Below are 21,150 nucleotides of genomic sequence, written 5' to 3' on the forward strand. Positions count from 1 at the left end.
CCGCGTCAACGCATGATGCGCCCGATGCGGTCGAGCAGCCGCTCGCGCGCGGATAGCACGTCGGCCTGCCGGTCGATCAGAAGATCGCGGCGTAGGAAATGACCGGTGAGGCGGAAGGCCGCCCCAATGTCCTCCCAATCGGCTGCGCCGCCCGCGAGCAGGAAGGCCGGCAGCGGCAGCAGACGGTCGCGATAGGCGCCAGCCGCAGCCTCGGACACCGCGCGGCCGGTCTTGGGGCTGACGAAGGCGAGGTCCGCCGTCGCGCCGGTCGCCGCGCATTCGGCGAGGTCGAGCCCGAAGCCGAGCTCGGACAGGACGAGCAATTCGTAGCGCGCCAGCGCCGCCGCCCATCCGCGCGCCGCCGGCGCCGCCTCGACCGCATCGAGCACGCCGGAGAGGGCTGCATAGAGGCGCGGATAGGGCTGACCCTCGGGCAGCGCGGCGGCGGACAAGGCGGTGCTCCATTCGATCGCCGCGGCGGCGAGTGGCTCACCGAGCAACGGCGCGCGGCTACGGATGAGCTCGACGGTGAGCTGGGCGAGCTGCTCCTCGGTGCGCGCGCGATAGTCGGTCTGGACGAGATTGCCGGGCATCAGCACCGGCCGCAGCCGCCGCGACCGGCCGCCGCGCACGAAGCCGGGCTGGATGCCATCGTCGGGCGTCAAAGCGCGGACCACTGCGCCATGTTCGCCGTGGGGCCGCACCGACAGCAATATCGCTTGGGTTTCGAGCCGCATCAGCGGCTGGTATCAGCCCCGGAGCCGCCGGGCGAGCGTGCCGAGGCCGAGGCTGCCGATGACCGTCTTGGCGGCAGCGACGCCGCCATCGAATGCGGCGAGCAAAGCGCCGGTCGCTAAGTTCGCCGGGGTGCGGCGCAGCAGCAGCACGTCGACGCAATTCACAGCGCCGGTCGCGAACTGGCGCTTGTGCTGGCCGTCGCCCTCGGTGAAATCGAAACGCGCAAAGCGCCCCTCCGCCATCAGCTCGCGAAACGCTTCGGCCTGGAGCACCGTGCCGGGCGAGAGGTGACCATATGCGGGGTCGTGGCCGAGATAGGCGTAGATAAGCGTGTCGCCTGCGGCCGGAGCATAGAGATAGGCGATCGGCTGCTCTTTCACGAATAATACCCAGCCGCGCATCGCATCGCGCGCAGCCAGCGCGGCAATTTCTGCGACGACATCCCGACCATCCGGCATGCCCGCGTCGAGCAGCCGCTCCTGATAGGTCAGCGCGGACACGGCGCGGGCGTGTCGATGGAAGTCGGCGACTTGCTCGGGCCGATGGAAGGCGCGCACCTCCGTATCCGCGGCCTTGCGCAGCTTGCGCTTGAGCCCCGAGCGTGTCGCGCCGGACAGGCCGCCAAGCCAGGCGTCGAACGGCTGGCGGAGATCGGCATAGCGGCGGGGGTAGCGCTGGCGAACGAAGGCGGCGAGATCGGGTCGCGCGGCGCGGAAGGCGGGCAGCAGCGCTTCGGGCAGCGAGGTGACGAGATACCCGTCGCCATCGGCGCCCGTCAGATCGGGCAGGCGCGCGGCAAGCACATCGTCCAGCGAAAGCGGCACGCGGACCAGCTTACGCCGTACGGTGGCGATCGTGCGCGGGCCGACGCGCAGCGGCAGCGCGATCGTCGCCGCCATCAGCGCACGACCATCGCGGCGATGATCTCCAGTCCCGCTAGGGTCGATCCCGTGACCGCGGTGAGCGCCGATCCGGGCCGCTCGTAGCGCGTGTCCGCCCACACCTGCGCGCCGCGCCGCCGCGCCTCGCGCAATCGCTTCGGCGGCAGTGGCCGCGAGCGCACGGGCGCGGCGATGTCGCCAAGATCGGTGAAATGCGCGGTGGGCAGCGTATCACGCCGGTCGCCGAGGTGGCGGCACAGCGCTTCGAAGCGGCGGCGATAGACGTTGTTGGGGCGGAGACCATCGCGGCTCGCAAGCTCGAAACTATGGCTGACGATCGTGACCGCGCGATGCCCGGCATCGCTGGCATGGCGGAGCGCGGCGCGGATCTCGGCGAAGGAGACGGCGCAGAGCTGAAGATGGCGGAGGCCGCCCCCGGCTTCGGCGATCTGCGTCACCGGCACCTCGATCACGCCCGCATGCTCGACCGGATCGATTAGCGCGGGGTCGAACGGCAGATTGCTCGGATGCGGGTGATGCGACCCGTTGTGGCTGCTGTCGTAACGGATGCCGAGCGCGGCGAGCGCCTCCAGCGTCGCGGCATCGGCCGCGTAGCTTCCCGCACGAAAGGCGATCGGCGGCGGCGCGCCGGCTTCGATCAGCAGATCGCGCGCTTGGCGGATCATGTCGCGCTGGAGCGCGGCGGTCAGCGCGTTGAGCTCGAAGACGGGCTTCATCCCTTCGGGCTGCCGCCAGAAAGGATGGAGGTGGAGCTGCACCTCCTGCCCCGCCGCAAGGATCGGCTCGACCATGCGGCGCACCGGCTCGATCCCGTAGCGGACCGCGGGCATCGGATCGACGAAGAAGCAGGCCTTGAGGCCGTGCCGCGCGAGCATGGCGAGTTGGTAGAGCACGCCGACCCCGGCCGGATCGAACGAGCGCTCCCAATTCTCCTCCCACGATGCGCCCCGGGCCAAGTGGCGCCAGGTCAGCTCCGTGTCGATCGTCAAGAGGACCGGCACAGTCATGCCAATGCGTTAGGCGACGGAAGTGAAGAAATGGTGGAGGGGTTCAGCCCCGCGGGTGGAAGAAGTCGTAGATGCCGCGCGCCATCGCGCTCGATATGCCGGGCGCCTTTTCCAGATCCTCGAGCGCGGCGCTCTTCACCGCGCGCGCGGTGCCGAAGTGCATGAGCAGTGCGCGCTTGCGGCCGGGACCTATGCCAGGAACCTCGTCGAGCGGGCTGGTGGTCATGCTCTTGGCGCGCTTGGTGCGGTGCGCGCCGATCGCGAAGCGGTGCGCCTCGTCGCGCAGCCGTTGGAGGAAGAACAGCACGGGATCGTTGGGCGGCAGCGTAATCTCGCGGCCGCCAGGCAGGTGGAAGACCTCGCGGCCCGCATTGCGATCCGGCCCCTTCGAGATGGCGACTACCGGCACATCATGGACACCAGCATCCTCCATCGTCTCGCACACCGCCGAGAGCTGACCCTTGCCGCCGTCGATCAGCATCAGATCGGGCCAGTCGCCGCGCGACCGGTCCGGATCCTCCTTCTCCAGCCGCGCGAAGCGGCGCGACAGCACTTCGCGCATCATCGCGAAATCGTCGCCGGGCGCCGTCTCGGGCCGCTTGATGTTGAACTTGCGATAGGCGTTCTTGCGCAGCCCCTCCGGCCCGGAGACGATCATCGCGCCGACCGCGTTCGTCCCCATCACATGGCTGTTGTCATAGACCTCGATTCGCTGCGGCGGCTCGGCCAGCTCGAACAGCTCGGCGAGCGCGCGCAGGTTCTTCGCCTGCGTGCCAGATTCGGCGAGGCGGCGGTCGAGCTCCTCCTCCGCATTGCGCTTGGCCTGATTGATCAGACGGACGTGCGGCCCGCGCTGCGGCACCTTCAGCGCCACCTTGCGCCCGGCGTGCGCGCCGAGCGCCTCGCTCAGCAGCGCCGCTTCCTCCAGCTCGCGATCGAGCAGGATCAGCTTGGGCGGCGGCACGTCCTCGTAGAATTGGGTGAGGAAGCTGGTCAGCACCTCGTCCTCGGGCACGTCGCTGGTGTGCGCCGGGAAAAAGCTGCGATGCCCCCAATTCTGCCCGCCGCGGATGAAAAAGGCCTGGATGCACATCGTCCCGCCCTTGCACGCCAGCGCGAAGATGTCGGCATCGCCCAGCCCCTCGGCATGGACGGTCTGCGTGCCCTGGATGAAGGTCAGCGCGCGAAGGCGGTCGCGGTAAATGGCAGCCAGCTCGAAATCCATACCATCCGACGCCGCCTGCATCAGCTTGCCGAGCTTGGCCTGCACCTTGGTCGACTTGCCGGCGAGGAAGTCCTTGGCGTCGCCGACCAGCTCGGCATAGCCGTCCTCGTCGATCCGCCCCACGCACGGCGCCGAGCAGCGGCGGATCTGGTAGAGCAGGCACGGCCGCGAGCGATTGGCGAAGAAGCTGTCGGAGCAGGAGCGGAGCAGGAAGAGTTTCTGCAGCGCGTTCAGCGTTCGCGTCACCGATCCGGCGCTGGCGAAAGGCCCGAAATATTGCCCCTTCGCGCGCCGCGCGCCGCGATGCTTTTGGACGCGCGGAAAGGCATGATCCTCGCGCAGCAGGATGAAGGGGAAGCTTTTGTCGTCGCGCAGCAGCACATTGTAGGGCGGGCGGAAGCGCTTGATGAGCTGCGCTTCCAGTAGCAGCGCCTCGGCCTCGGTATTGGTGGTGACGATGGTCATCGCGCGGGTCTGCGAGACCATGCGCTGGAGCCGCTTGGGCAACCGCGCGACCTGGGTGTAATTGGTGACGCGGTTGCGCAGCGCGCGCGCCTTGCCGACGTAGAGCACGTCGCCCTTGGCATCGGTCATCCGGTAGACGCCGGGGCGCACCGGCAGGGTCTTCACCACCGCGCGGATCGCCGCCACGCCCGCATCCAGATCGGGCGCGTCGCTGCCGCGCACCGTATAGGCGGACTTTTCTTCGCTGAAACGGTCGGAGCTGCTCACCGGGGCGATTTAGGAGCGATGCGCGCGATAATCCACCGCGAGACTGCGCATCCGGCACCACTTTACATGCGTCACCCTGAACTTGTTTCAGGGTCCATCTTGGCGACGCCGTGGCGGCTCAAAAATGGATGCTGAAACAAGTTCAGCATGACGGCTATGGAAACTAATTCAGCCCGGCGATCGCGCGATCGACCAGGCCCTTGTCGGCCTTGGCGTCATGACGCTCGGCGATGAGCCCCGCCGCGGCTGCTGCGGCGGCGTCAGCGGCCTTGGCGCGGACTTCCTGCACCGCGGCGCGCTCGGCGGCGGCGATCTTGTCCTCGGCCATGCGCGTGCGGCGCTCGACCAGCGCGGCGGCGTCGCTCTCGGCCTGCGCGACGATGCCCTCAGCCTCGTGACGCGCACGCTCAAGCAAGGTCGCGGCTTCCTGCTCGGCGGCGGCGGTCTTGGCGGCATATTCCGCACGCAGCGCTTCGGCCTCGGCGCGGAGCGCGGCGGCTTCGTCGAGCTGCTCGCGGATGCCGGCGATCTTCTTGTCGAGCGCCTTGCCGATCGCGGCGGGCACCTTCTTCCAGATCATGATCGCAATGACCGCGAGCATCGACAGCGACACCCAGACGGTCGCGTCCAGCCCCAAGCCCTTAGGCTCGGCATGCGGCGTATTGTGCGCGCCCTCGGCCGCGGCGGTGGTCAGCGCCGTGCCACCGGTGTGGGGCATGCTGTCGCCCTTCTGCACCGAGACTTCGGCCAGATTGTGCGCGACGAGCGCGTCATTCGGATCGATCACCTGAACCTCAGCCATTGGCCAGCGCCGCCTTCACCGCTTTCGCCGCCTGCGCATCGGTCACCTTCGCGCCCGAAAGCTTGGCGACCATGTCGCGCGCTGCTTCCGCAGCGACGCCTTCGAGATCGGCCAGCGCCGCATTCTTGGCTGCGGTCAGCCGCGTCTCGGCTTCGGAAACGCGCGTGTCGATCGCGCCGTCCGCCGCAGCGACGCGCTTCTCGGTCGCGAGCGCGGCCTGCTGCTTCGCGGCGGCAGTGAGCTTCATCGCTTCCGCGCGATTGTCGGCCAGCGTCGCCCGATACGCCTCGTCCTTCGCGTCCGCCTCGGCGCGCGCGGCTTCCGCGGCGGCGAGATCGTCGGCGATGCGCTTGTCGCGCGCCTCCACGGTCGCACCGATCTTCGGGACCATCCCCCGGCCTATCACCATATAGATGAAGCCGAAGCAGAGGATCAGCCAGAAGAGCTGCGACGCGAAGATTTCCGAGATTTGGCTTATCTGGGGCATCGTACCGATCTTATCGTTCCCCGGCGAAAGCCGGGGTCCAGCACGAGGGCCGGAACCGGACCCCGGCGTGCGCCGGGGAACAGCCCAACCCTCGACAAGGATTTACGCGACGAACAGCAGGATCATCGCAACGACGAACGCCAGCAGGCCGAGAAGCTCGGCGGCGGCGAAGCCGATGAAGAGGCGGCCCTGCTGGCCGTCGGCGGCCGCCGGGTTGCGCAGCGCGCTCTCGAGGAACGAGCCGAAGACATTGCCCACGCCGAGCGCGGCCATGCCAACGCCAATCGCCGCGAGGCCGGCACCCAACAGCTTTGCAGCTTCTGCGTCCATTTTAAAAACTCCCTTCGTAAATCGTGGTGATGATTGGAAAACTTAGTGCAGGTTGACCGCGTCGTTGATGTAGAGCGAGGTCAGCAGCGCGAAGACGTATGCCTGGATGGCGGCGACCAGCAGCTCGAGCACGCTGATGCCGATCATCAGGATGAAGCTCGGCAGGCTGACCACCGGCGCGACCCAGAAAGCCTCGGCATTGAGGCCGTTGATGACGAAGCCGGCGAGCACCTTGAGCAGAATGTGGCCCGCGGTCATCGCGACGAAGAGACGCAGCGCGAGGCTGAACGGGCGGACAAGGAAGCTCATCAGCTCGACCGCGAAGATGAGCGGCACCATCAGCGCCGGCGTGCCATGCGGCACGAACAGCGAGAAGAAGTGGAAGCCGTGCCGCGCGAAGCCGACGATCAGCACGATCGAGAAGGAAACGATGGCAAGGACGCCGGTCACGGTGAGATGGCTGGTGACCGTGAACGGGTGCAGCCCGACCACGCCCAGCGGCAGCAATCCCAGTATGTTGGCGAAGAGAATGAACATGAAGAGCGAGAAGACGTAGGGCACGTATTTCTTGCCTTCGGGGCCGACGTTGGTCGCCAGCATATTCTCGACGAAGCCAGTGACGCCTTCCACAGCGGCCTGCCAGCGGCCGGGGACGAGCTGGCGCTTCATGCCGCCGAGCATGAACAGCCACAGCAGCGCCGCCGTGGCGAGCATCCATGCCGCCGAATTGGTGAACGCGATCTGGTGCCCCGCGAGATTGAACCCGTCGAAGATGGATTGCACCTCGAATTGGTGCATCGGATCGATCTTGCCCGATTCGGCCGCCACGCTTTCAACCCCGTCCATAATCCAAACGCCCGAAGATCAGTCCGGGCGTTCGTTGGAAATCCTGATGATGCTCCTGAAGCCCGCCGCCATGCCGAGGAACAGCATGACGAGCAGTATCCAGGGAGACGTTCCCAGCCAGCGGTCGAGCAGCCAGCCGATCAGCGCCCCGCCCAGCGGACCCCCGATAAGATAAGAGAGGACGCGGCTGCCCTGCCGGTAATTGGCATCCTGGGCCGGCGCCTTCGCCGTTCTTAGCGCTTCTTCGGCCTGTGCTTCCTTCAGCCGCTGATCGAGCGATGAAAGCCGCACATCCGTGTTACGCTGGGGATCCTGGCCTGGCGTGTCTTCCGTCATGTCCTTCGGCTCCTTGCGGCCCACCGCCACAGGCGAGGTCTCATCAAGGCGAGGGACATGCCGGCGGACCCGCCCGCCAAGGCGAGGCCCCTTTAGGAAGGGGGCGGTGCCGAGTCAACATGCGTGCACCCGCCGCTCGGCGCGGTTGACGCCGATCGGGGGCAGCGGGGTAAAAGAGCGCGAACGGCGACGAAAAGGATTTCCGAGATGCGCATCACACTGGCGACCGCGCTGCTGCTGGCGGCCTGCTCCGGCCCCGCGACCGAGCAGCCGGAGAAAACCCCCGACGTGGCCGCGACCCCCGCGGCGGATGCGACTCCGGCGCCCGCGCCCACCCCCGAGGCGCCGCCCGTCGCGGTCAAGCAGACCGACGAGGTGCTCGAGTTCGAATATGCCTATCCCGGCGCCGCAGCGGCGATCCCGGCACTGAAGACCCAGCTCGACACCGACGCGCAAAAGCAGCGGATCACCGCCACCGCCGCGGCCGCCGACGACAAGAAGCAGAGCGAGGGCGACGGCTTCCCCTATCGCCGTCACAGCTTCATGAAGACATGGAGCGTCAGCACCGACACGCCGCAACTGCTGATCCTCGAAAGCGAGGGCTATACCTATACCGGCGGCGCGCACGGCACCCCGTTCTACGAGGTGATCGTCTGGGACAAGGCGGCCGGCAAGACGATCGATATGGCCGATCTGTTCACCGACTGGCCCAAGCTGCTGGCGGCGGCGAAACCGGACTTTTGCAAGGCGCTCGACGCCGAGCGCGCCAAGCGGCGCGGGCCGGATGCGGGCGCGATCGGCGGCCTGTTCGGCGATTGCCCGGAGCTCAAGGAGAATCCGATCACCGCGCTCGGCAAGGACGGCCGCATCACGGCGCTCCGGGCGATCATCGGCCCCTATGTCGCCGGCCCTTATGCCGAAGGCACCTATGAGATCGATCTGCCGCTGACCGCGGCGGTGCGCGGGCTGGTGAAACCCGCCTACGCCGCGTCCTTTTCCGACCGTTGATGGCCGACCACGCCCGGTCCGACGACCCCGACGTCCAACGCCAGCTCGACCGGCTGTGGGCGCTGGGGCCGGGTACCGATGTGCTGGGGTTGGAGCGGATCACCGCGCTGCTCGATCGGCTGGGCAATCCGGAGCGCCGCCTGCCGCCGGTGTTCCATGTCGCGGGGACCAACGGCAAGGGATCGACCTGCGCATTCCTCCGCGCCGCGATCGAGGCGGCGGGGCTCAGCGCGCATGTCTACACCAGCCCGCATCTCGTCCGCTTCAACGAGCGCATTCGCATCGCGGGCGAACTGATCGACGACGATGAGCTCGCAGCGCTACTCGCCGAAGTGATCGACGCCGCGGACGGGATCGGCGCGAGCTTCTTCGAGGTGACCACCGCCGCAGCCCTCCTCGCCTTCGCGCGCGCGCCTGCGAACGCGGCGATTATCGAAGTCGGGCTCGGCGGGCGGCTGGACGCGACCAACGTCGTTCTCTCCCCCGTCTCGACCGGAATCGCGCAGCTAGGGCTCGATCACCAGGCCTTTCTCGGCCACCGCATCGACGGCATCGCGGCAGAGAAAGCGGGGATCGCCAAGCCCGGCGCGCCGCTCGTCACGCTTCGCTATTCTGAGGCGGTGGCCAAGCGGATCGCCACGGTCGCGGCCGAGGCGGGCGCCAAATGGCTGCCTCGCGGCGGGCGCTGGGATGCCGACGTGAGCGGCGGCAAGCTCCACTATCGCGACGACTTCGGCGACCTCCACCTGCCCCTGCCCCGCCTCCCCGGCGCGCACCAGGCGTCCAACGCCGCGCTCGCCGTCGCAATGCTGCGCTACCAGCATGCGGTTGCGGTGCCCGAATCGGCGCTGAAGGCGGCGATGGGCTGGGCCGACTGGCCGGCGCGGCTCCAGAAGCTCACCCCGGGCCCGCTCGCCAATCTCCTGCCGCGCGGATCGGAGCTGTGGCTCGACGGCGGCCACAACCCCGCCGCGGCGCGCGCGGTGGCGGACCATTTCCGCGCGCATGTCCCCGCCGGACGCCCGTTCCACATGATCTTCGGCTTGCTCGCTAACAAGGACGCTCCCGGTGTGCTCAAGCCCTTTGCCGGCCGGGCGATGACACTCCACACCATCCCGGTGCCCGGCCACGAGCATCACGCGCCGGCCGACCTCGCCGCGCGCGGGCGAGAAGCGGGTATGGCGGCGATGGCGCATGCCGACCCCACCGCCGCACTCGGCTGGATCGCCCGCCACGCCGACCGCGACCATCCGCCGATCATCCTCATCATGGGCTCGCTCTACTTGGCGGGAGAAATCCTCGCTGCGAACGGCCAGGCGCCGGGCTGAAGATACCGTCATTGCAAGGCGCGCAGCGCCGCGGCAATCCAGTGGCCGCGAACTGGATTGCTTCGCTTACGCTCGCAATGACGGGGATTATCTCGCTTTGGGTATTCCCGCCGCGTCCGCTTCCTCCGGATCGGCGCGGACATCGCCCGCGCCGACCGTGCCCGCCGTCCCCACCGACGCGTCGACCAGCCCGGTGCGCATCATCACCCAGAAGAGCAGGATGCCGGGCACTGCGATGACGGTGGTGAACAGATAGAAGTTCACATAGCCGAAGGATTCGACCATCGCCCCGGCCGTCGTGCCGGTGAGCAGCCGCCCGACGATGCTCGCCGCGGCCGAAATCAGCGCATATTGCGAGGCGGTGAAGCGCAGATCGCAGAGCGCCGAGAAATAAGCGATGACGACGACGCCGCCGATGCCGCTGGCGAAATTCTCGAAGGTGATCGCGGCCGCCAGCCCCCAATTGCTGTGCCCGGCGGCGGCGAGCGCGGCGAAGCTGGCGTTGGAGATGGCCATCAGCACGAGGCTGAGCAGCACCGACCGCTTCATCCCCATCTGCGCATAGAGGATGCCGCCGACGAAGATGCCGATCAGATAGGCCCAGAAGCCGAAGCCGACGTCGTAGATCGCGATCTCGTCGTTGGTGTAGCCCATGTCGTCGAGCAGCAGGCGGAGCGTCAGGTTCGCCAGCGTGTCTCCGATCTTGTGGAGCAGGATGAACAGCAGCACCAGGAAGGCACCCTGGCGGCGGAAGAATTCTGTGAACGGGCCGTAGACCGCGCGCACCGCTTCCATCATCCCGCGCCGCTCCTTGGGCTCGCGATGCCGCGCAGGCTCACCGGCGACGAGGCCGGTGATCATCGCCGGCAGCGCGAAGGCGGCGCAGGCGAGATAGGCGATCTCCCACCCCACCCGCGCGGCGAGGATAAGCGCCAGCGCGCCGGCAGCGACCGATCCGATCCGCCAGCCATATTGCGACATGCCCGAGCCGACGCCGAGCTGCTCGGGCTTCAACAGTTCGATTCGGTAGGCATCGATGACGATATCGAAGGTCGCCCCCGCGACGCCGACCAGCACCGCGGCATATGCCGTGTAGAGCAGGCTCGACGAGGGGTTCACCAGCGCGAGATTTGCGACCGCGGCGATGACGAATACGCCCGCCAGCAGCAGCCACGACACGCGCTGCCCCAGCCGCCCGAGCACCGGGATGCGCACCCCGTCCACCACCCAGGCCCAGAGGAATTTGAGGTTGTAGACCAGGAAGGCGAGGCTGAAGGCGGTAATGCTCTTCTTGTCGATACCGTCCTGCGCCAGCCGCGTCGTCAGCGTCGCGCCGATCATCGCATAGGGAAAGCCAGACGACACGCCGAGGAAGAAGGCAGCGAGCGGCGCGGTTTCGGTATAGGGCCTGACGCCCGCGGGAAGCATGGCGCGCCAGCCGCGCGGTTGTTCGACCTGATCCATGCGCCCTTGTATCGCGCTTTCAGCCCGCGCCTAGCCCCGTGCGGCACGCCGGGCGCGGCTTGCATATCGGTCCCCGCCAGCGCAGCATTTCGCGCTATGGACGCACCCGTCAGCCTGAAGCCGACGCCGGGCCAGCTTGCGCTGGCGCATGAGATCGCCGCGGGCCGCAATGCCCTAGGGGAAGGCGTCACCACCATTCCCGCCGCGGTCTACACCGACTCGGATCGCTTCGCCGCCGAGCAGGCGCGCATCTTCGCGCGGCTGCCGCAAGTGATCGCGCCCTCGGCGCTGCTCCACCGCCCCAACATGGCGGTGCCGCACGACGGGTTCGGGCTGCCGCTGCTGCTCGCGCGCGGCAAGGACGGGGTGGCGCGCGTCTTCTACAACGTCTGCCGCCACCGCGGCACGCGGTTGCTGGAGGGCGGCACCGAGCTTTGCGCGCCGCGCATCGTCTGCCCCTATCACGCCTGGGCCTATGCGATGGACGGCAGCCTCGCCACCGTGCCGCGCGCCGACACCTTTCCCGGCATGGACAAGGCCGAGATGCGGCTGGTCGAGCTGCCGAGCATCGAGGCGGGTGGGCTAGTCTGGTTCGCGCGCGATGCCGCCGCCGATTTCGCCGCCGCGGCGGCGCTGGCGCCCGAGTTCGACGCCTTTGGCCTTGCCGGCCACCATCTCTACCGCCGCCGCGTCCACGACGTCGCTTCCAACTGGAAGCTGATCATGGATGCCTTTCTGGAAAGCTATCACGTCCAGCGGCTGCACGCGCCGACGATCGGCAAGTTCTTCGCGGACGGCGTGACGGCGGCGGACCGGATCGGCATCCACCAGCGCTCCGCGGTGGGTCGCGCCGATTATCTGTCCACGCTCGACCCCGGCGACTGGCCCGCGCTGCGCCGCGTCGTCACCTACGCCTATCAGCTGTTCCCGGCGACGGTGGTCGTGGTCAGCCCCGACTATGTGAACGTGATGACGCTGATGCCGCGCGAAGTCGGCCGCACCCTGGTCGAGAATTTCATGCTCATCCCCGAGCCGCCGGCCGATGAGGACGCCGAACTGCATTGGCAGAAGAGCTGGACGCTGCTCGACGAAGGCACCTTCGGCGGCGAGGACTTCCGCGCCGCGGCGCTCGGCCAGGAAGGGCTTTCATCAGGCGCAGTAAGCCAGGTAACCTGCGGCACGCTGGAAGCGGGCCTCAAGGTCTTTCACGACCAAGTCGAACTGGCGCTCGCCTAGACCGCGGTCTCGAACAGCCGGAGACCAGCGGGCAGCTTGCGGACGCGGCGGCCGCTGAGCTTGCGCTCGATCGCCGCGATCGCACCGAGCAGGCTCGCGTCGCTATAGGGCTTCGTGAGGCAACCGATGCCGAGATGCTCGTTGGCCTCGGGGAACTGGCCGGTGACGAACAGCACAGCGACGCCCTGCTCGCCCGCGGCGCGCGCCACGTCGAGGCCGGTGCCCTCGCCGCTGAGGCCGATGTCGGTAAGGATGAGGTCGAGCGGCTCGGCCGCGATGATCTCTCGCGCCGCCGCCAGCGAATCGACGGTGGCGACGACCTCATAGCCCTTGCCGCCGAGCCAATGCTCGCTGTCGAAGGCGATCAAAGGCTCGTCCTCGACGATCAGGATACGCTTTACGCTACGCACACGCTTGCCGAACAGCACCGCTCTTCCCATCCTCCCATATTCGGGTTCGAAAGCGTAACGAGTGATCGCCCCCGCGTGTCCCGTGCTAGGGCGGCGAACAGAAATAATTTTCCGGCGAGCGGCCGGGCAGGAGAGAAAGTGGCGGAGCCCCAGAGGATCGCGAAATTGCTCGCCCGCGCGGGCGTCGCCTCGCGCCGCGATATCGAGCGGATGATCGAGGACCGGCGCATCGCCATCGACGGCCAGCCGGTCGAGAAGCCGGCGACATTGCTCACCTCGCTGCGCGGAGTCACGGTGGACGGCAAGCCGGTGAAAGAGCCGGCGCCCGCCCGCCTGTTCCGCTATCACAAGCCCGCCGGGCTGCTCACCGCGGCGCGCGACCCCAAGGGGCGGCCCACGATCTACGACCGGCTACCCCGCGATTTGCCGCGGGTGATGCCGGTGGGGCGGCTCGATCTCAACACGGAGGGGCTGCTGCTGCTGACCACCGACGGCGAGCTCAAGCGCGCGCTGGAGCTTCCCTCCACCGGCGTCGAGCGCAGCTATCGCGCGCGCGTCTTCGGCGAGGTCAGCCAGTCCGCGCTCGAGGACCTGATCCACGGCATCGAGATCGACGGCATCCGCTACGGATCGATCGACGCCAATATGGAACGGCGCACCGGCCGCAACGGCTGGGTGGAGATGCGGCTGACCGAGGGCAAGAACCGCGAGGTACGCCGGGTGCTCGAGCATCTCGGCCTCCAGGTCTCGCGCCTCATCCGCACCGCCTACGGCCCCTTCCCGCTCGCCGACATGCCCGTCGGCGCGGTCGACGAGATCCGCCAGCACGATCTGGTCGCATTCCGCAAATCGCTCGAAGAGCCGTCCCGGCCCGGAGACGGGGACCGAGGCGCACCGCGCCGTGGTGGAGGGGCTGCACCGGCGCCGGGCAGACCGCGCGGCGGCCCGCCCCGCAGCGACTCTCCCCGCTCCGCCCCTGCCCGCCCCGCCCGCCCGCCGGCGCACCGCGGCCCCGCGCGATGAGGATCATCGCGGGCACCTGGCGCGGGCGGCCGATCAGCGCGCCGATGGGCGGCACCACCCGCCCCACCACCGATCGGGTCCGCGAGGCTTTGTTCTCAATGCTCGCCAGCCGGATCGGCACGTTCGAGGGACTGAAGGTGGTCGATCTCTTCGCCGGATCGGGCGCGCTGGGGCTGGAGGCGCTGTCGCGCGGCGCGGCGCATTGCACCTTCGTCGAGCGCGATCCCTCCGCGGTCGCGGCGCTGCGCATGAACATCGCCAAACTGAAGGCCGACGCCGACATCCGCGCGCAGGGCATCGAGAGCTTCATGGGCGGGCCCTATGATCTCGCCTTCGCCGACGCGCCCTATGGGAGCGGCGCGGGCGAGAAAGCCCTCGCCCACGTCTCGCTGGCGCCGGGCGGCTGGGCGGCGATCGAGACCGGCAAGGGCGAAACGCCCGAGGTGCCCGGTTTCACCACGGAAGCCACCCGCGCCTACGGCAAGGCCCGCATCACCCTCCTGCGCTTCACCGGCTGACCGCAAAGCGCTTGCAACCCGGCCGCGACATGGTGTGTTTAGCACCAGCCCGTCGGGAGAGATGCAGATGAGAACCGCTCAACCCGCCTCCGGTGCCCTGCCTTGGCGTTTGCTGCTGTGGGGCAGCGCCGCGCTGCTCCTGCTCCTGGCGCTCGTCGCGATGCAGTTCACGCCGGAAGTGCAATGGGGCGCCGAAGACTTCCTGGCCGCCGCGCTCCTCATCGGCGGCGCCGGCGCCCTCATCGAACTCGCCATCCACCGGACCCGCCGCGGGCGCATGCGCGTATTGCTAATCGCTGCCGTCGCGGCCGCCTTCCTCCTCATCTGGGCGGAGCTTGCCGTCGGCATCTTCCGCTGACTAGACTGACCCGGCGCGACTTCGCGCGGGGGCGTGGACATGAAGAACATCGGACTGCTGTGCTGCACATTGATGGGCTTGGCCAGCGCGGCGCCCGGTAAATCGGCCGAGCCGCCGTCTGACACGGAAATCGTCACGAAGCTCGTCAATCGGATGGCATTCGATCCCGCGCTTTTCTTCTACGAAAGGGGGCGGGATGCCTCTGATATCCGGATCGCCTACACTGGCGACGATTACGACTATCCCGTATACTCGATTGCGATTGCCAGAGGATGCGTTACAGCCGCGCAGCCACTGGAGAGATGCAGCGGTCGCTTGACCGCCCGCATGATCAGCGCGTCGACTACGCCCGATATGGACAGGCCGAGACAGCGCGGAAAGGCGCTGGTAGAAGCTCTGATCAGCCGGGATGCGACCGAACACGCCAAAATTGCGCGACTACTTCCGAAGCTCGGCGTCAAATGGCTCGAAACGGATTTCCATAGCTGCCCCAACGCGACGACTGTTCTCGGCAAGTCTGCATCGCTCAACTGGGTGCCCAAAGAGATCAGCCGCCACGGCAATCGAGATGACGGATCAATAAATATCATAGTTCACGCAGATCAGGTTGCAGTGACCTTCGAGGGCATGGCGCGGTCATCGACATATCGAGGATATTTAGCTGATGGGTCACCCGCAGTGTGGGCGGAGGAACTCGCGGCGGTGCTTGAGCCGTGCTGGAAACCCTCGACCGCAACGCCGCCGTGGAACCGGACCGGCCGGCCGCGGGACCGCTAAAACAGCCGCCCCCCGTTCGGCACTGTTCTCTCGGGCTGGACGAGCACCACTTCACCGTCCGCGTCGGGGAAGCCGAGCGTCAGGACTTCAGACATGAAGGGGCCGATCTGGCGCGGCGGGAAGTTGACGACCGCGGCGACTTGGCGGCCTACCAGATCCTCGGCGGTGTAGAGCGCGGTGATCTGCGCGGAGGATTTCTTCTCGCCGATCTCCGGGCCGAAATCGATGCGCAGCTTGAACGCGGGCTTGCGAGCCTCCGGAAAGGGTTCGACGCCGACGATCGTGCCGACGCGGATGTCGACCGCGAGGAATTGGTCGAAGTCGATCATTCTGGCATCGGCGGATAGCGGTCGAACGCGGGCATCGCACCCAGCCCCTCGCGCCAGCGGGGCGCGTCGGCGGTCTGGATGTGGATGCCGGGCGGATAGGCATCTGGATCGTCGAAGCTCGCGCCTTGGACGTCGATCTGGCCGGGGAAGATCGTCTCGTTGAGGAAGAACAGCCCCGTCCCGCACGCACCGCAGAACTGACGCGTCGTGCCTGGCGACGATTCGTAGGAGACCGGGTTGCCCTCGATCGTCACCGCGTCCTTCGGAAACAAAGTCCACTGCACCATCGGGGCGCCTGCCGAGGCGCGGCAATCATTGCACCAGCACAAGGCGCTATGCGCCGGATCGCCCTCGACGCTGTAGCGGATCGCTCCGCATTGGCATCCACCGCTCTTCGCCATCGCAAGCGCCCTTCCCTTGTTGCCCTCGGCCGGTTCGTTCCCTACCTGTTCGGCCGTGAGCGTGCCAGCCCCCCAGCCCGATCCGCCCTATCTTTCGGGCCTCAATCCGCCGCAGCGCGAGGCCGTGCTGACGACCGAGGGGCCGGTGCTCGTGCTCGCCGGCGCGGGCACGGGCAAGACCGCGGCGCTCACCGCGCGGCTCGCGCACCTCGTCCACACGCGCCGCGCCTGGCCCAGCGAGATCCTCGCCGTCACCTTCACCAACAAGGCGGCGCGCGAGATGAAGGAGCGCGTTGGCCGGCTGGTCGGCGCCGTGGTGGAGGGGATGCCGTGGCTCGGCACCTTCCACGCGATCGGCGCGAAGATGCTGCGCCGCCATGCCGAGCTGGTCGGGCTGCAGAGCAATTTCACGATCCTCGACACCGACGATCAGCTCCGTTTGCTGAAGCAGCTCATCACCGCCGCCGACATCGACGAAAAGCGCTGGCCGGCACGCAGCCTCGCCGGGCTGATCGACCGCTGGAAGAACCGCGGCTGGACGCCCGATCAGATCGATGCGGCGGAGAGCGAAGCCTATGCCAACGGCAAGGGCGCCGCGCTCTATGCCGCCTATCAGGCGCGGCTGAAGGCGCTGAATGCCTGTGATTTCGGCGATCTGCTGCTCCACATGCTGGTGATCCTGAGGACCCACCGCGACGTGCTCGATCAGTATCAGCAGCGTTTCAAATATGTGCTGGTCGACGAATATCAGGACACCAACCAAGCGCAGTATCTCTGGCTCCGCCTGCTCGCGCAGGAGCGCAAGAACATCTGCTGCGTCGGCGACGACGATCAGTCGATCTACGGCTGGCGCGGCGCGGAAGTCGGCAACATCCTGCGGTTCGAGAAGGATTTCCCCGGCGCCAAGATCATCCGGCTGGAGCAGAATTATCGCTCCACCCCGCACATCCTCGCCGCCGCGTCGGGCGTCATCGCCAACAATGCCGGGCGGCTGGGCAAGACTTTGTGGACCGAGCATGACGCCGGCGACAAGGTGCAGGTGATCGGCGTCTGGGATGGGCCCGAGGAGGCGCGCCGCATCGGCGAGGAGATCGAGAGCGCGCAGCGGCGCGGCACGCGGCTCGACGGGGTAGCCATCCTGGTCCGCGCGCAGTTCCAGACGCGCGAGCTGGAAGACCGGTTCATCGCGATCGGCCTTCCCTATCGCATCGTCGGCGGCTTCCGCTTCTACGAGCGCGCCGAAATCCGCGACGCGCTCGCCTATCTTCGCCTCATCGCGCAGCCGGCGGACGATCTGGCGTTCGAGCGGATCGTCAACACGCCCAAGCGCGGTCTCGGCGACAAGGCGATCGCCAAGATCCACGGCTTCGCCCGCGCCACCGGTGTGCCCTTGCTCTCCGCCGCCGCGCAGATGCTCGACACCGACGAGCTGACCCCGCAGGCGCGCCGCAGCCTCGGCAATTTCGTCGGCGACGTCGCGCGCTGGCGCGGCCAGCTCGATGCGCTGCCGCATCCGGAACTGGCGCGGCTGGTGCTCGACGAAAGCGGCTATACCGCGATGCTCCAGGCCGATCGCTCGGCCGAAAGCGCCGGCCGGCTCGAGAATCTCACCGAGCTTGCCCGCGCGATGGAGGAATATGAGACGCTGGGCGCGTTCCTCGAGCATGTCAGCCTGGTCATGGACAATGACGCGGCGGCCGACACCGACAAGGTGACGATCATGACCATCCATGCCGCCAAGGGGCTGGAGTTCGATACCGTGTTCCTCGCCGGCTGGGAAGAAGGCGTCTTCCCCTCGCAGCGCGCGCTCGACGAGGGCGGCAATGCGAGCCTCGAGGAGGAACGGCGCCTCGCCTATGTCGCGATCACCCGCGCGCGGCGCCGCTGCGTCATCCTCCACGCCGCCAATCGCCGCATCTATGGCCAGTGGACCTCGTCGATCCCCTCGCGCTTCGTCGGCGAACTGCCCGATGCGCATGTCGACCAGGAAACGACGATGACCGGCGGCGAGAGCCTGTGGCGCGCCAATTGGTCCGAGCGCGCCGATCCCTTCGCCGACGTCGCGCGCGGCAACACCCGCGGCCCCGGCTGGCAGCGCGCTATGTCCGGCGGGTTCGAGCGGACCGCGCCGCGCGTGGTCGAGGCGCGGGCGAGCGCGATCAGCCTGGGCAATCGCGGCCGCTCCGACGTCGAACTCGGCCAGCGCGTGTTCCACAGCAAGTTCGGCTACGGCACCATCGCCGAGATCGAAGGCAACAAGCTGGAGATCGACTTCGAACACGCCGGCCGCAAACGCGTCCTCGACAGCTTCGTCTCACTCGCCTGAGCGCCGCCGTTGCGCGGGCGGAACGGAACGTGCCGGGCTGGCGTTATTGTCGGCCGCACCCGGCGATCGTTCAGGAGTTTCTGCCGATCTTCCGCTGGACCGACAGGATCGTTCGCGACGCCGGGGCCGTTCCCCCGATCCCTCCCGTACCCGTCGACCCTTCCTGGTTCGCGGCGCCGGTCTGCCGCAATTGCGGCGCGGTGGTGGAGACGCCGCATTGCCCCCAATGCGGACAGAAGAAAGCGAAGCGTTTCGTCTGGCGCGATCTCGGCAAGGAGACATGGGAGCGCCTGCGCTTCTTCGAAATCCGCTCGGCGCGCACCATCGGCCGGCTGATCCTCGCCCCCGGCGCCGTTGCGCGCGAATATGTGATGGGGCGGCGTAGCGCGCACATGCATCCGCTCACCCTGCTCATCGCGCTCGTCGCGATCCTCGTGCTGGTGCTCGCCGCCAATCGCTACTTCGAACATTACGCCTTCCCGGGCCGCGACAGCGAGGTCGATCGGATGGCCGAGCGGGTAATGGCCTATGCAAACTGGTCCTTCTCGATCGGTATTTTCGCGATCTTCTTTGGAAGCTGGATTGGGTTCGGCCGGCGGCTCGGCTATAATGCCATCGAGCATGCGGTGCTGGCGGTCTATTGCCAGATCCTCATCCTCGCCTTCATCATCGTCAACCTGCTGCCGACGCTTGTCTGGCGCAGCCCGGAGTTCGTGCTGTGGCACAAGGCGGCGTCGCAATATTATGTGCCGCTGGTGAAGCTGCTCATCGTCGCAGCGGCTTACCGGCAATTCTTCCTGCTCGATCTCAGAACGGACTGGCTGCGTCTGCTGTCGGCCTGCCTCATTTACCTGGCGCTCGGTTGGGCGCTGCTCCGGCTCTATGCGATGGCGATTCTGTGGCTGGTGAGCCTATGACGTGAGGAGGCAAGATATGGGCCTGCGCATTCTCTCCACGGCGGCTGCGGCGGGCGCCGCCCTGCTCGGCGGTTGCGACGCGCCGGAAGTCGGCCAGTCGAAGGGCAAGCTGACCGACGCGGACCGGGTCGAGGCGATCGCCGCGACGCTGCAGGCCTGCTCCTACGACGGCCGCCCGGTCGAGGCGCCGCCGGGCGAATTGACCGGTGCGGCGCCTGACGACTGCTCGCTCGCGGTGAAGCGGATCATGGGCTTCACCGGCCTTCCTGCCAATTTCACCGTCGTTTCCGGGCCCGTCGACAATGCCGCCGCGGTGATCCTGCTCGACGATCAGCGCATCCCCCGCCGCGTCATCGCGTTCAACCCGCGCTTCATGACCGCGGCGCAGCAGCAGGCGGGCGGAACACCGTGGGGTCCGATGAGCGTGATGGCGCACGAGATCGCGCATCATCTTTCCGGCCATACCATCACGCCGGGCGGCAGCCGCCCAGAGATCGAGCTGGAGGCGGACAAGTTCAGCGGCTTCGTGCTGCACAAGATGGGCGCACCGCTCGCCGACGCAACGCGCATGATTCTCGCGGTGGGCTCGGATCACGCCAGCCCGACCCACCCCGCCAAGGCGGCGCGTGCCGATGCGATCCGCCAGGGCTGGACCGAATCCTGCCGCCAGGGTGGCGGTGCGGACTGCTCGGGCGCGGCCGTGCAGCCCACGCAGACGCCCGCCGTCATCACCGCCGGCCCGGCCCGCGCGCTTCCCGCCCCCGGCTCGATCCCGTTCAAATATGGCCGATTCGTCTATGACGAGACTGGCAAGCTTGATCCCGCGCGCGCCAAGGCGATCGACCAGCAGCTCTACACGCTCGCGCGCGATGCCGGAGCGGAGTTCGCGATCCTCGTCGTCAACGATCTCAAGGGCATGTCGGCGCAGGATTATGCCTGGGCGATGATGCGCCAGCTGCGCGTCGGCAAGCTCGATGTCGGCAACGGCGGGGTCGCGGTTGTTGCGCCGCGCCAGCGCCAGGCCGCGGTCGCCTTCGGCCCGGGCTTCGCGAAGGAGGCGGAATTCTCCAACCCCGAGCGTCAGTTGCTCACCTGGATCGATGCCGCATGGCCGTATTGCGACGATGCAGATGGGTGCCTGCAGTGGACTGACAATCTTATCCAGATCTTCCGCCTGACGCTCGCCAATGCGTCGCAGACGAAGTGGACGATCCAGTTCCAGACTCTCGGCCAGCTTCTCGCCCACTACGACCGCGTCAACAATGAGCGGATGCAGGTGAAACGGCCGTTCAACCCGGATACCGATCAGCCACTCGGCAATCTGCTCCGTCTTAACGGGCGCATCACCAGCCTCAATCCGCCGACCGGCATCGGCCAAGTCAACGACAAGATCGTCGGCGGCGAGCTTGGCTACAAGGCGGTCAGCCTGATGACCGACGACGGCTATCCGGTGATCCTTTACGTATCGCCGCGCCTCGCCGGGTTAATGCCTTCGGGCGAAATCCGCGAGGGCCAGCGCTACACCCTCGTCGGCCGCCTCCAGCGCACCGGCGACAAGGACAAGCAGGCTTCCGCGCTCTGGCTGTTCAGCTACGACGCGCTGTGACGCGCCCGCGGCTTGCGGCCTTTTTGCTGCATCCCGGACACGCT

General features: G+C 67.8%; 23 protein-coding genes. 10 read left to right on the plus strand and 13 right to left on the minus strand.

Annotated features, from left to right (window positions below; translation table 11 throughout):
* Nucleotides 1–5: 5 nt before the first annotated feature.
* The 9 genes from recO to B9N75_RS01665 form a co-directional block, all read right to left on the minus strand.
* Nucleotides 6–737, minus strand: a complete 732-nt coding sequence (recO, locus tag B9N75_RS01625) for a DNA repair protein RecO (RefSeq protein WP_085217220.1) — start codon at nt 735–737, stop codon at nt 6–8.
* Nucleotides 738–749: 12 nt separating this feature from the next.
* The gene (locus tag B9N75_RS01630; RefSeq protein WP_085217221.1) at nt 750–1,637 is read right to left on the minus strand and encodes a GNAT family N-acetyltransferase; all 888 of its coding nucleotides are present in this window, start codon (nt 1,635–1,637) and stop codon (nt 750–752) included.
* On the minus strand, nt 1,637–2,647 hold the full coding sequence (locus B9N75_RS01635; RefSeq protein ID WP_157123642.1) for a polysaccharide deacetylase family protein: 1,011 nt from the start codon (nt 2,645–2,647) through the stop codon (nt 1,637–1,639). Before B9N75_RS01635 ends, B9N75_RS01630 begins: the two co-directional genes overlap by 1 nt.
* Before the next feature lie 43 nt (nt 2,648–2,690).
* Nucleotides 2,691–4,613, minus strand: coding sequence for an excinuclease ABC subunit UvrC (gene uvrC / locus B9N75_RS01640; RefSeq protein WP_085217222.1), 1,923 nt, complete (start codon nt 4,611–4,613; stop codon nt 2,691–2,693).
* Nucleotides 4,614–4,767: 154 nt separating this feature from the next.
* Nucleotides 4,768–5,406, minus strand: a complete 639-nt coding sequence (locus B9N75_RS01645; protein WP_085217223.1) for a F0F1 ATP synthase subunit B family protein — start codon at nt 5,404–5,406, stop codon at nt 4,768–4,770.
* Nucleotides 5,399–5,893 (minus strand): F0F1 ATP synthase subunit B family protein, encoded by a 495-nt coding sequence (locus tag B9N75_RS01650; RefSeq protein WP_085217224.1) that lies wholly within the window; start codon nt 5,891–5,893, stop codon nt 5,399–5,401. Before B9N75_RS01650 ends, B9N75_RS01645 begins: the two co-directional genes overlap by 8 nt.
* A gap of 102 nt (nt 5,894–5,995) precedes the next feature.
* A complete protein-coding gene (locus B9N75_RS01655) occupies nt 5,996–6,223 on the minus strand; it encodes a F0F1 ATP synthase subunit C (protein WP_085217225.1) in 228 nt (75 codons plus the stop codon).
* Between the two features lie 42 nt (nt 6,224–6,265).
* Nucleotides 6,266–7,051: a F0F1 ATP synthase subunit A gene (locus B9N75_RS01660; protein ID WP_085219347.1), complete on the minus strand. Its 786-nt coding sequence runs from the start codon at nt 7,049–7,051 to the stop codon at nt 6,266–6,268.
* A 36-nt stretch (nt 7,052–7,087) separates the two neighbouring features.
* Nucleotides 7,088–7,405: an AtpZ/AtpI family protein gene (locus B9N75_RS01665; protein WP_085219348.1), complete on the minus strand. Its 318-nt coding sequence runs from the start codon at nt 7,403–7,405 to the stop codon at nt 7,088–7,090.
* Nucleotides 7,406–7,612: 207 nt separating this feature from the next.
* On the opposite strand from B9N75_RS01665, the gene B9N75_RS01670 reads away from it, so the two are divergent.
* Together B9N75_RS01670 and B9N75_RS01675 are read left to right on the plus strand one after the other, a co-directional pair.
* Nucleotides 7,613–8,413, plus strand: coding sequence for a DUF4163 domain-containing protein (locus B9N75_RS01670; RefSeq protein ID WP_085217226.1), 801 nt, complete (start codon nt 7,613–7,615; stop codon nt 8,411–8,413).
* Complete coding sequence (locus B9N75_RS01675; RefSeq protein ID WP_085217227.1) at nt 8,413–9,741, plus strand: bifunctional folylpolyglutamate synthase/dihydrofolate synthase; 1,329 nt, start codon at nt 8,413–8,415, stop codon at nt 9,739–9,741. Before B9N75_RS01670 ends, B9N75_RS01675 begins: the two co-directional genes overlap by 1 nt.
* Nucleotides 9,742–9,828: 87 nt before the next feature.
* On the opposite strand, the gene B9N75_RS01680 is transcribed toward B9N75_RS01675, so the two are convergent.
* Nucleotides 9,829–11,169: an AmpG family muropeptide MFS transporter gene (locus tag B9N75_RS01680; RefSeq protein ID WP_157123874.1), complete on the minus strand. Its 1,341-nt coding sequence runs from the start codon at nt 11,167–11,169 to the stop codon at nt 9,829–9,831.
* A gap of 132 nt (nt 11,170–11,301) precedes the next feature.
* Between B9N75_RS01680 and B9N75_RS01685 the strand changes: the two genes are divergently transcribed.
* Nucleotides 11,302–12,441 (plus strand): aromatic ring-hydroxylating oxygenase subunit alpha, encoded by a 1,140-nt coding sequence (locus B9N75_RS01685; RefSeq protein WP_085217229.1) that lies wholly within the window; start codon nt 11,302–11,304, stop codon nt 12,439–12,441.
* On the opposite strand, the gene B9N75_RS01690 is transcribed toward B9N75_RS01685, so the two are convergent.
* The gene (locus tag B9N75_RS01690; RefSeq protein ID WP_244552397.1) at nt 12,438–12,881 is read right to left on the minus strand and encodes a response regulator; all 444 of its coding nucleotides are present in this window, start codon (nt 12,879–12,881) and stop codon (nt 12,438–12,440) included. The genes B9N75_RS01685 and B9N75_RS01690 overlap by 4 nt on opposite strands.
* Before the next feature lie 108 nt (nt 12,882–12,989).
* On the opposite strand from B9N75_RS01690, the gene B9N75_RS01695 reads away from it, so the two are divergent.
* From B9N75_RS01695 to B9N75_RS01710, 4 genes are all read left to right on the plus strand, one after another.
* Nucleotides 12,990–13,874 carry a pseudouridine synthase gene (locus tag B9N75_RS01695; RefSeq protein ID WP_244552398.1) on the plus strand — a complete coding sequence of 295 codons (885 nt, stop codon included), beginning with the start codon at nt 12,990–12,992 and terminating at the stop codon, nt 13,872–13,874.
* On the plus strand, nt 13,871–14,392 hold the full coding sequence (gene rsmD, locus B9N75_RS01700) for a 16S rRNA (guanine(966)-N(2))-methyltransferase RsmD (RefSeq protein WP_085217232.1): 522 nt from the start codon (nt 13,871–13,873) through the stop codon (nt 14,390–14,392). Before B9N75_RS01695 ends, rsmD begins: the two co-directional genes overlap by 4 nt.
* Nucleotides 14,393–14,459: 67 nt before the next feature.
* Complete coding sequence (locus B9N75_RS01705; protein ID WP_157123643.1) at nt 14,460–14,750, plus strand: hypothetical protein; 291 nt, start codon at nt 14,460–14,462, stop codon at nt 14,748–14,750.
* 39 nt (nt 14,751–14,789) lie between these two features.
* A complete protein-coding gene (locus B9N75_RS01710; protein ID WP_085217233.1) occupies nt 14,790–15,527 on the plus strand; it encodes a hypothetical protein in 738 nt (245 codons plus the stop codon).
* Here B9N75_RS01710 and B9N75_RS01715 read toward each other — a convergent pair.
* Nucleotides 15,524–15,856 carry a tRNA-binding protein gene (locus B9N75_RS01715; RefSeq protein ID WP_085217234.1) on the minus strand — a complete coding sequence of 111 codons (333 nt, stop codon included), beginning with the start codon at nt 15,854–15,856 and terminating at the stop codon, nt 15,524–15,526. The two genes, B9N75_RS01710 and B9N75_RS01715, sit on opposite strands and share 4 nt — an antisense overlap.
* Nucleotides 15,853–16,257, minus strand: a complete 405-nt coding sequence (locus tag B9N75_RS01720) for a GFA family protein (RefSeq protein ID WP_085217235.1) — start codon at nt 16,255–16,257, stop codon at nt 15,853–15,855. The genes B9N75_RS01715 and B9N75_RS01720 overlap by 4 nt, the downstream gene beginning before the upstream one ends.
* Before the next feature lie 55 nt (nt 16,258–16,312).
* Here B9N75_RS01720 and B9N75_RS01725 point away from each other — a divergent pair, with 55 nt between their 5' ends.
* Genes B9N75_RS01725 through B9N75_RS01735 form a run of 3 tightly spaced genes read left to right on the plus strand, consistent with a single transcriptional unit; the run spans nt 16,313 to nt 21,106 of the window.
* A complete protein-coding gene (locus tag B9N75_RS01725) occupies nt 16,313–18,583 on the plus strand; it encodes an ATP-dependent helicase (RefSeq protein ID WP_085217236.1) in 2,271 nt (756 codons plus the stop codon).
* 29 nt (nt 18,584–18,612) lie between these two features.
* Nucleotides 18,613–19,500 (plus strand): DUF3667 domain-containing protein, encoded by an 888-nt coding sequence (locus B9N75_RS01730; protein WP_085217237.1) that lies wholly within the window; start codon nt 18,613–18,615, stop codon nt 19,498–19,500.
* A gap of 16 nt (nt 19,501–19,516) precedes the next feature.
* Complete coding sequence (locus B9N75_RS01735) at nt 19,517–21,106, plus strand: TPM domain-containing protein (protein ID WP_085217238.1); 1,590 nt, start codon at nt 19,517–19,519, stop codon at nt 21,104–21,106.
* Nucleotides 21,107–21,150 lie beyond the last annotated feature (44 nt).

Origin of the sequence: Allosphingosinicella indica (assembly GCF_900177405.1) — a bacterium.
GTDB lineage: Bacteria > Pseudomonadota > Alphaproteobacteria > Sphingomonadales > Sphingomonadaceae > Allosphingosinicella > Allosphingosinicella indica.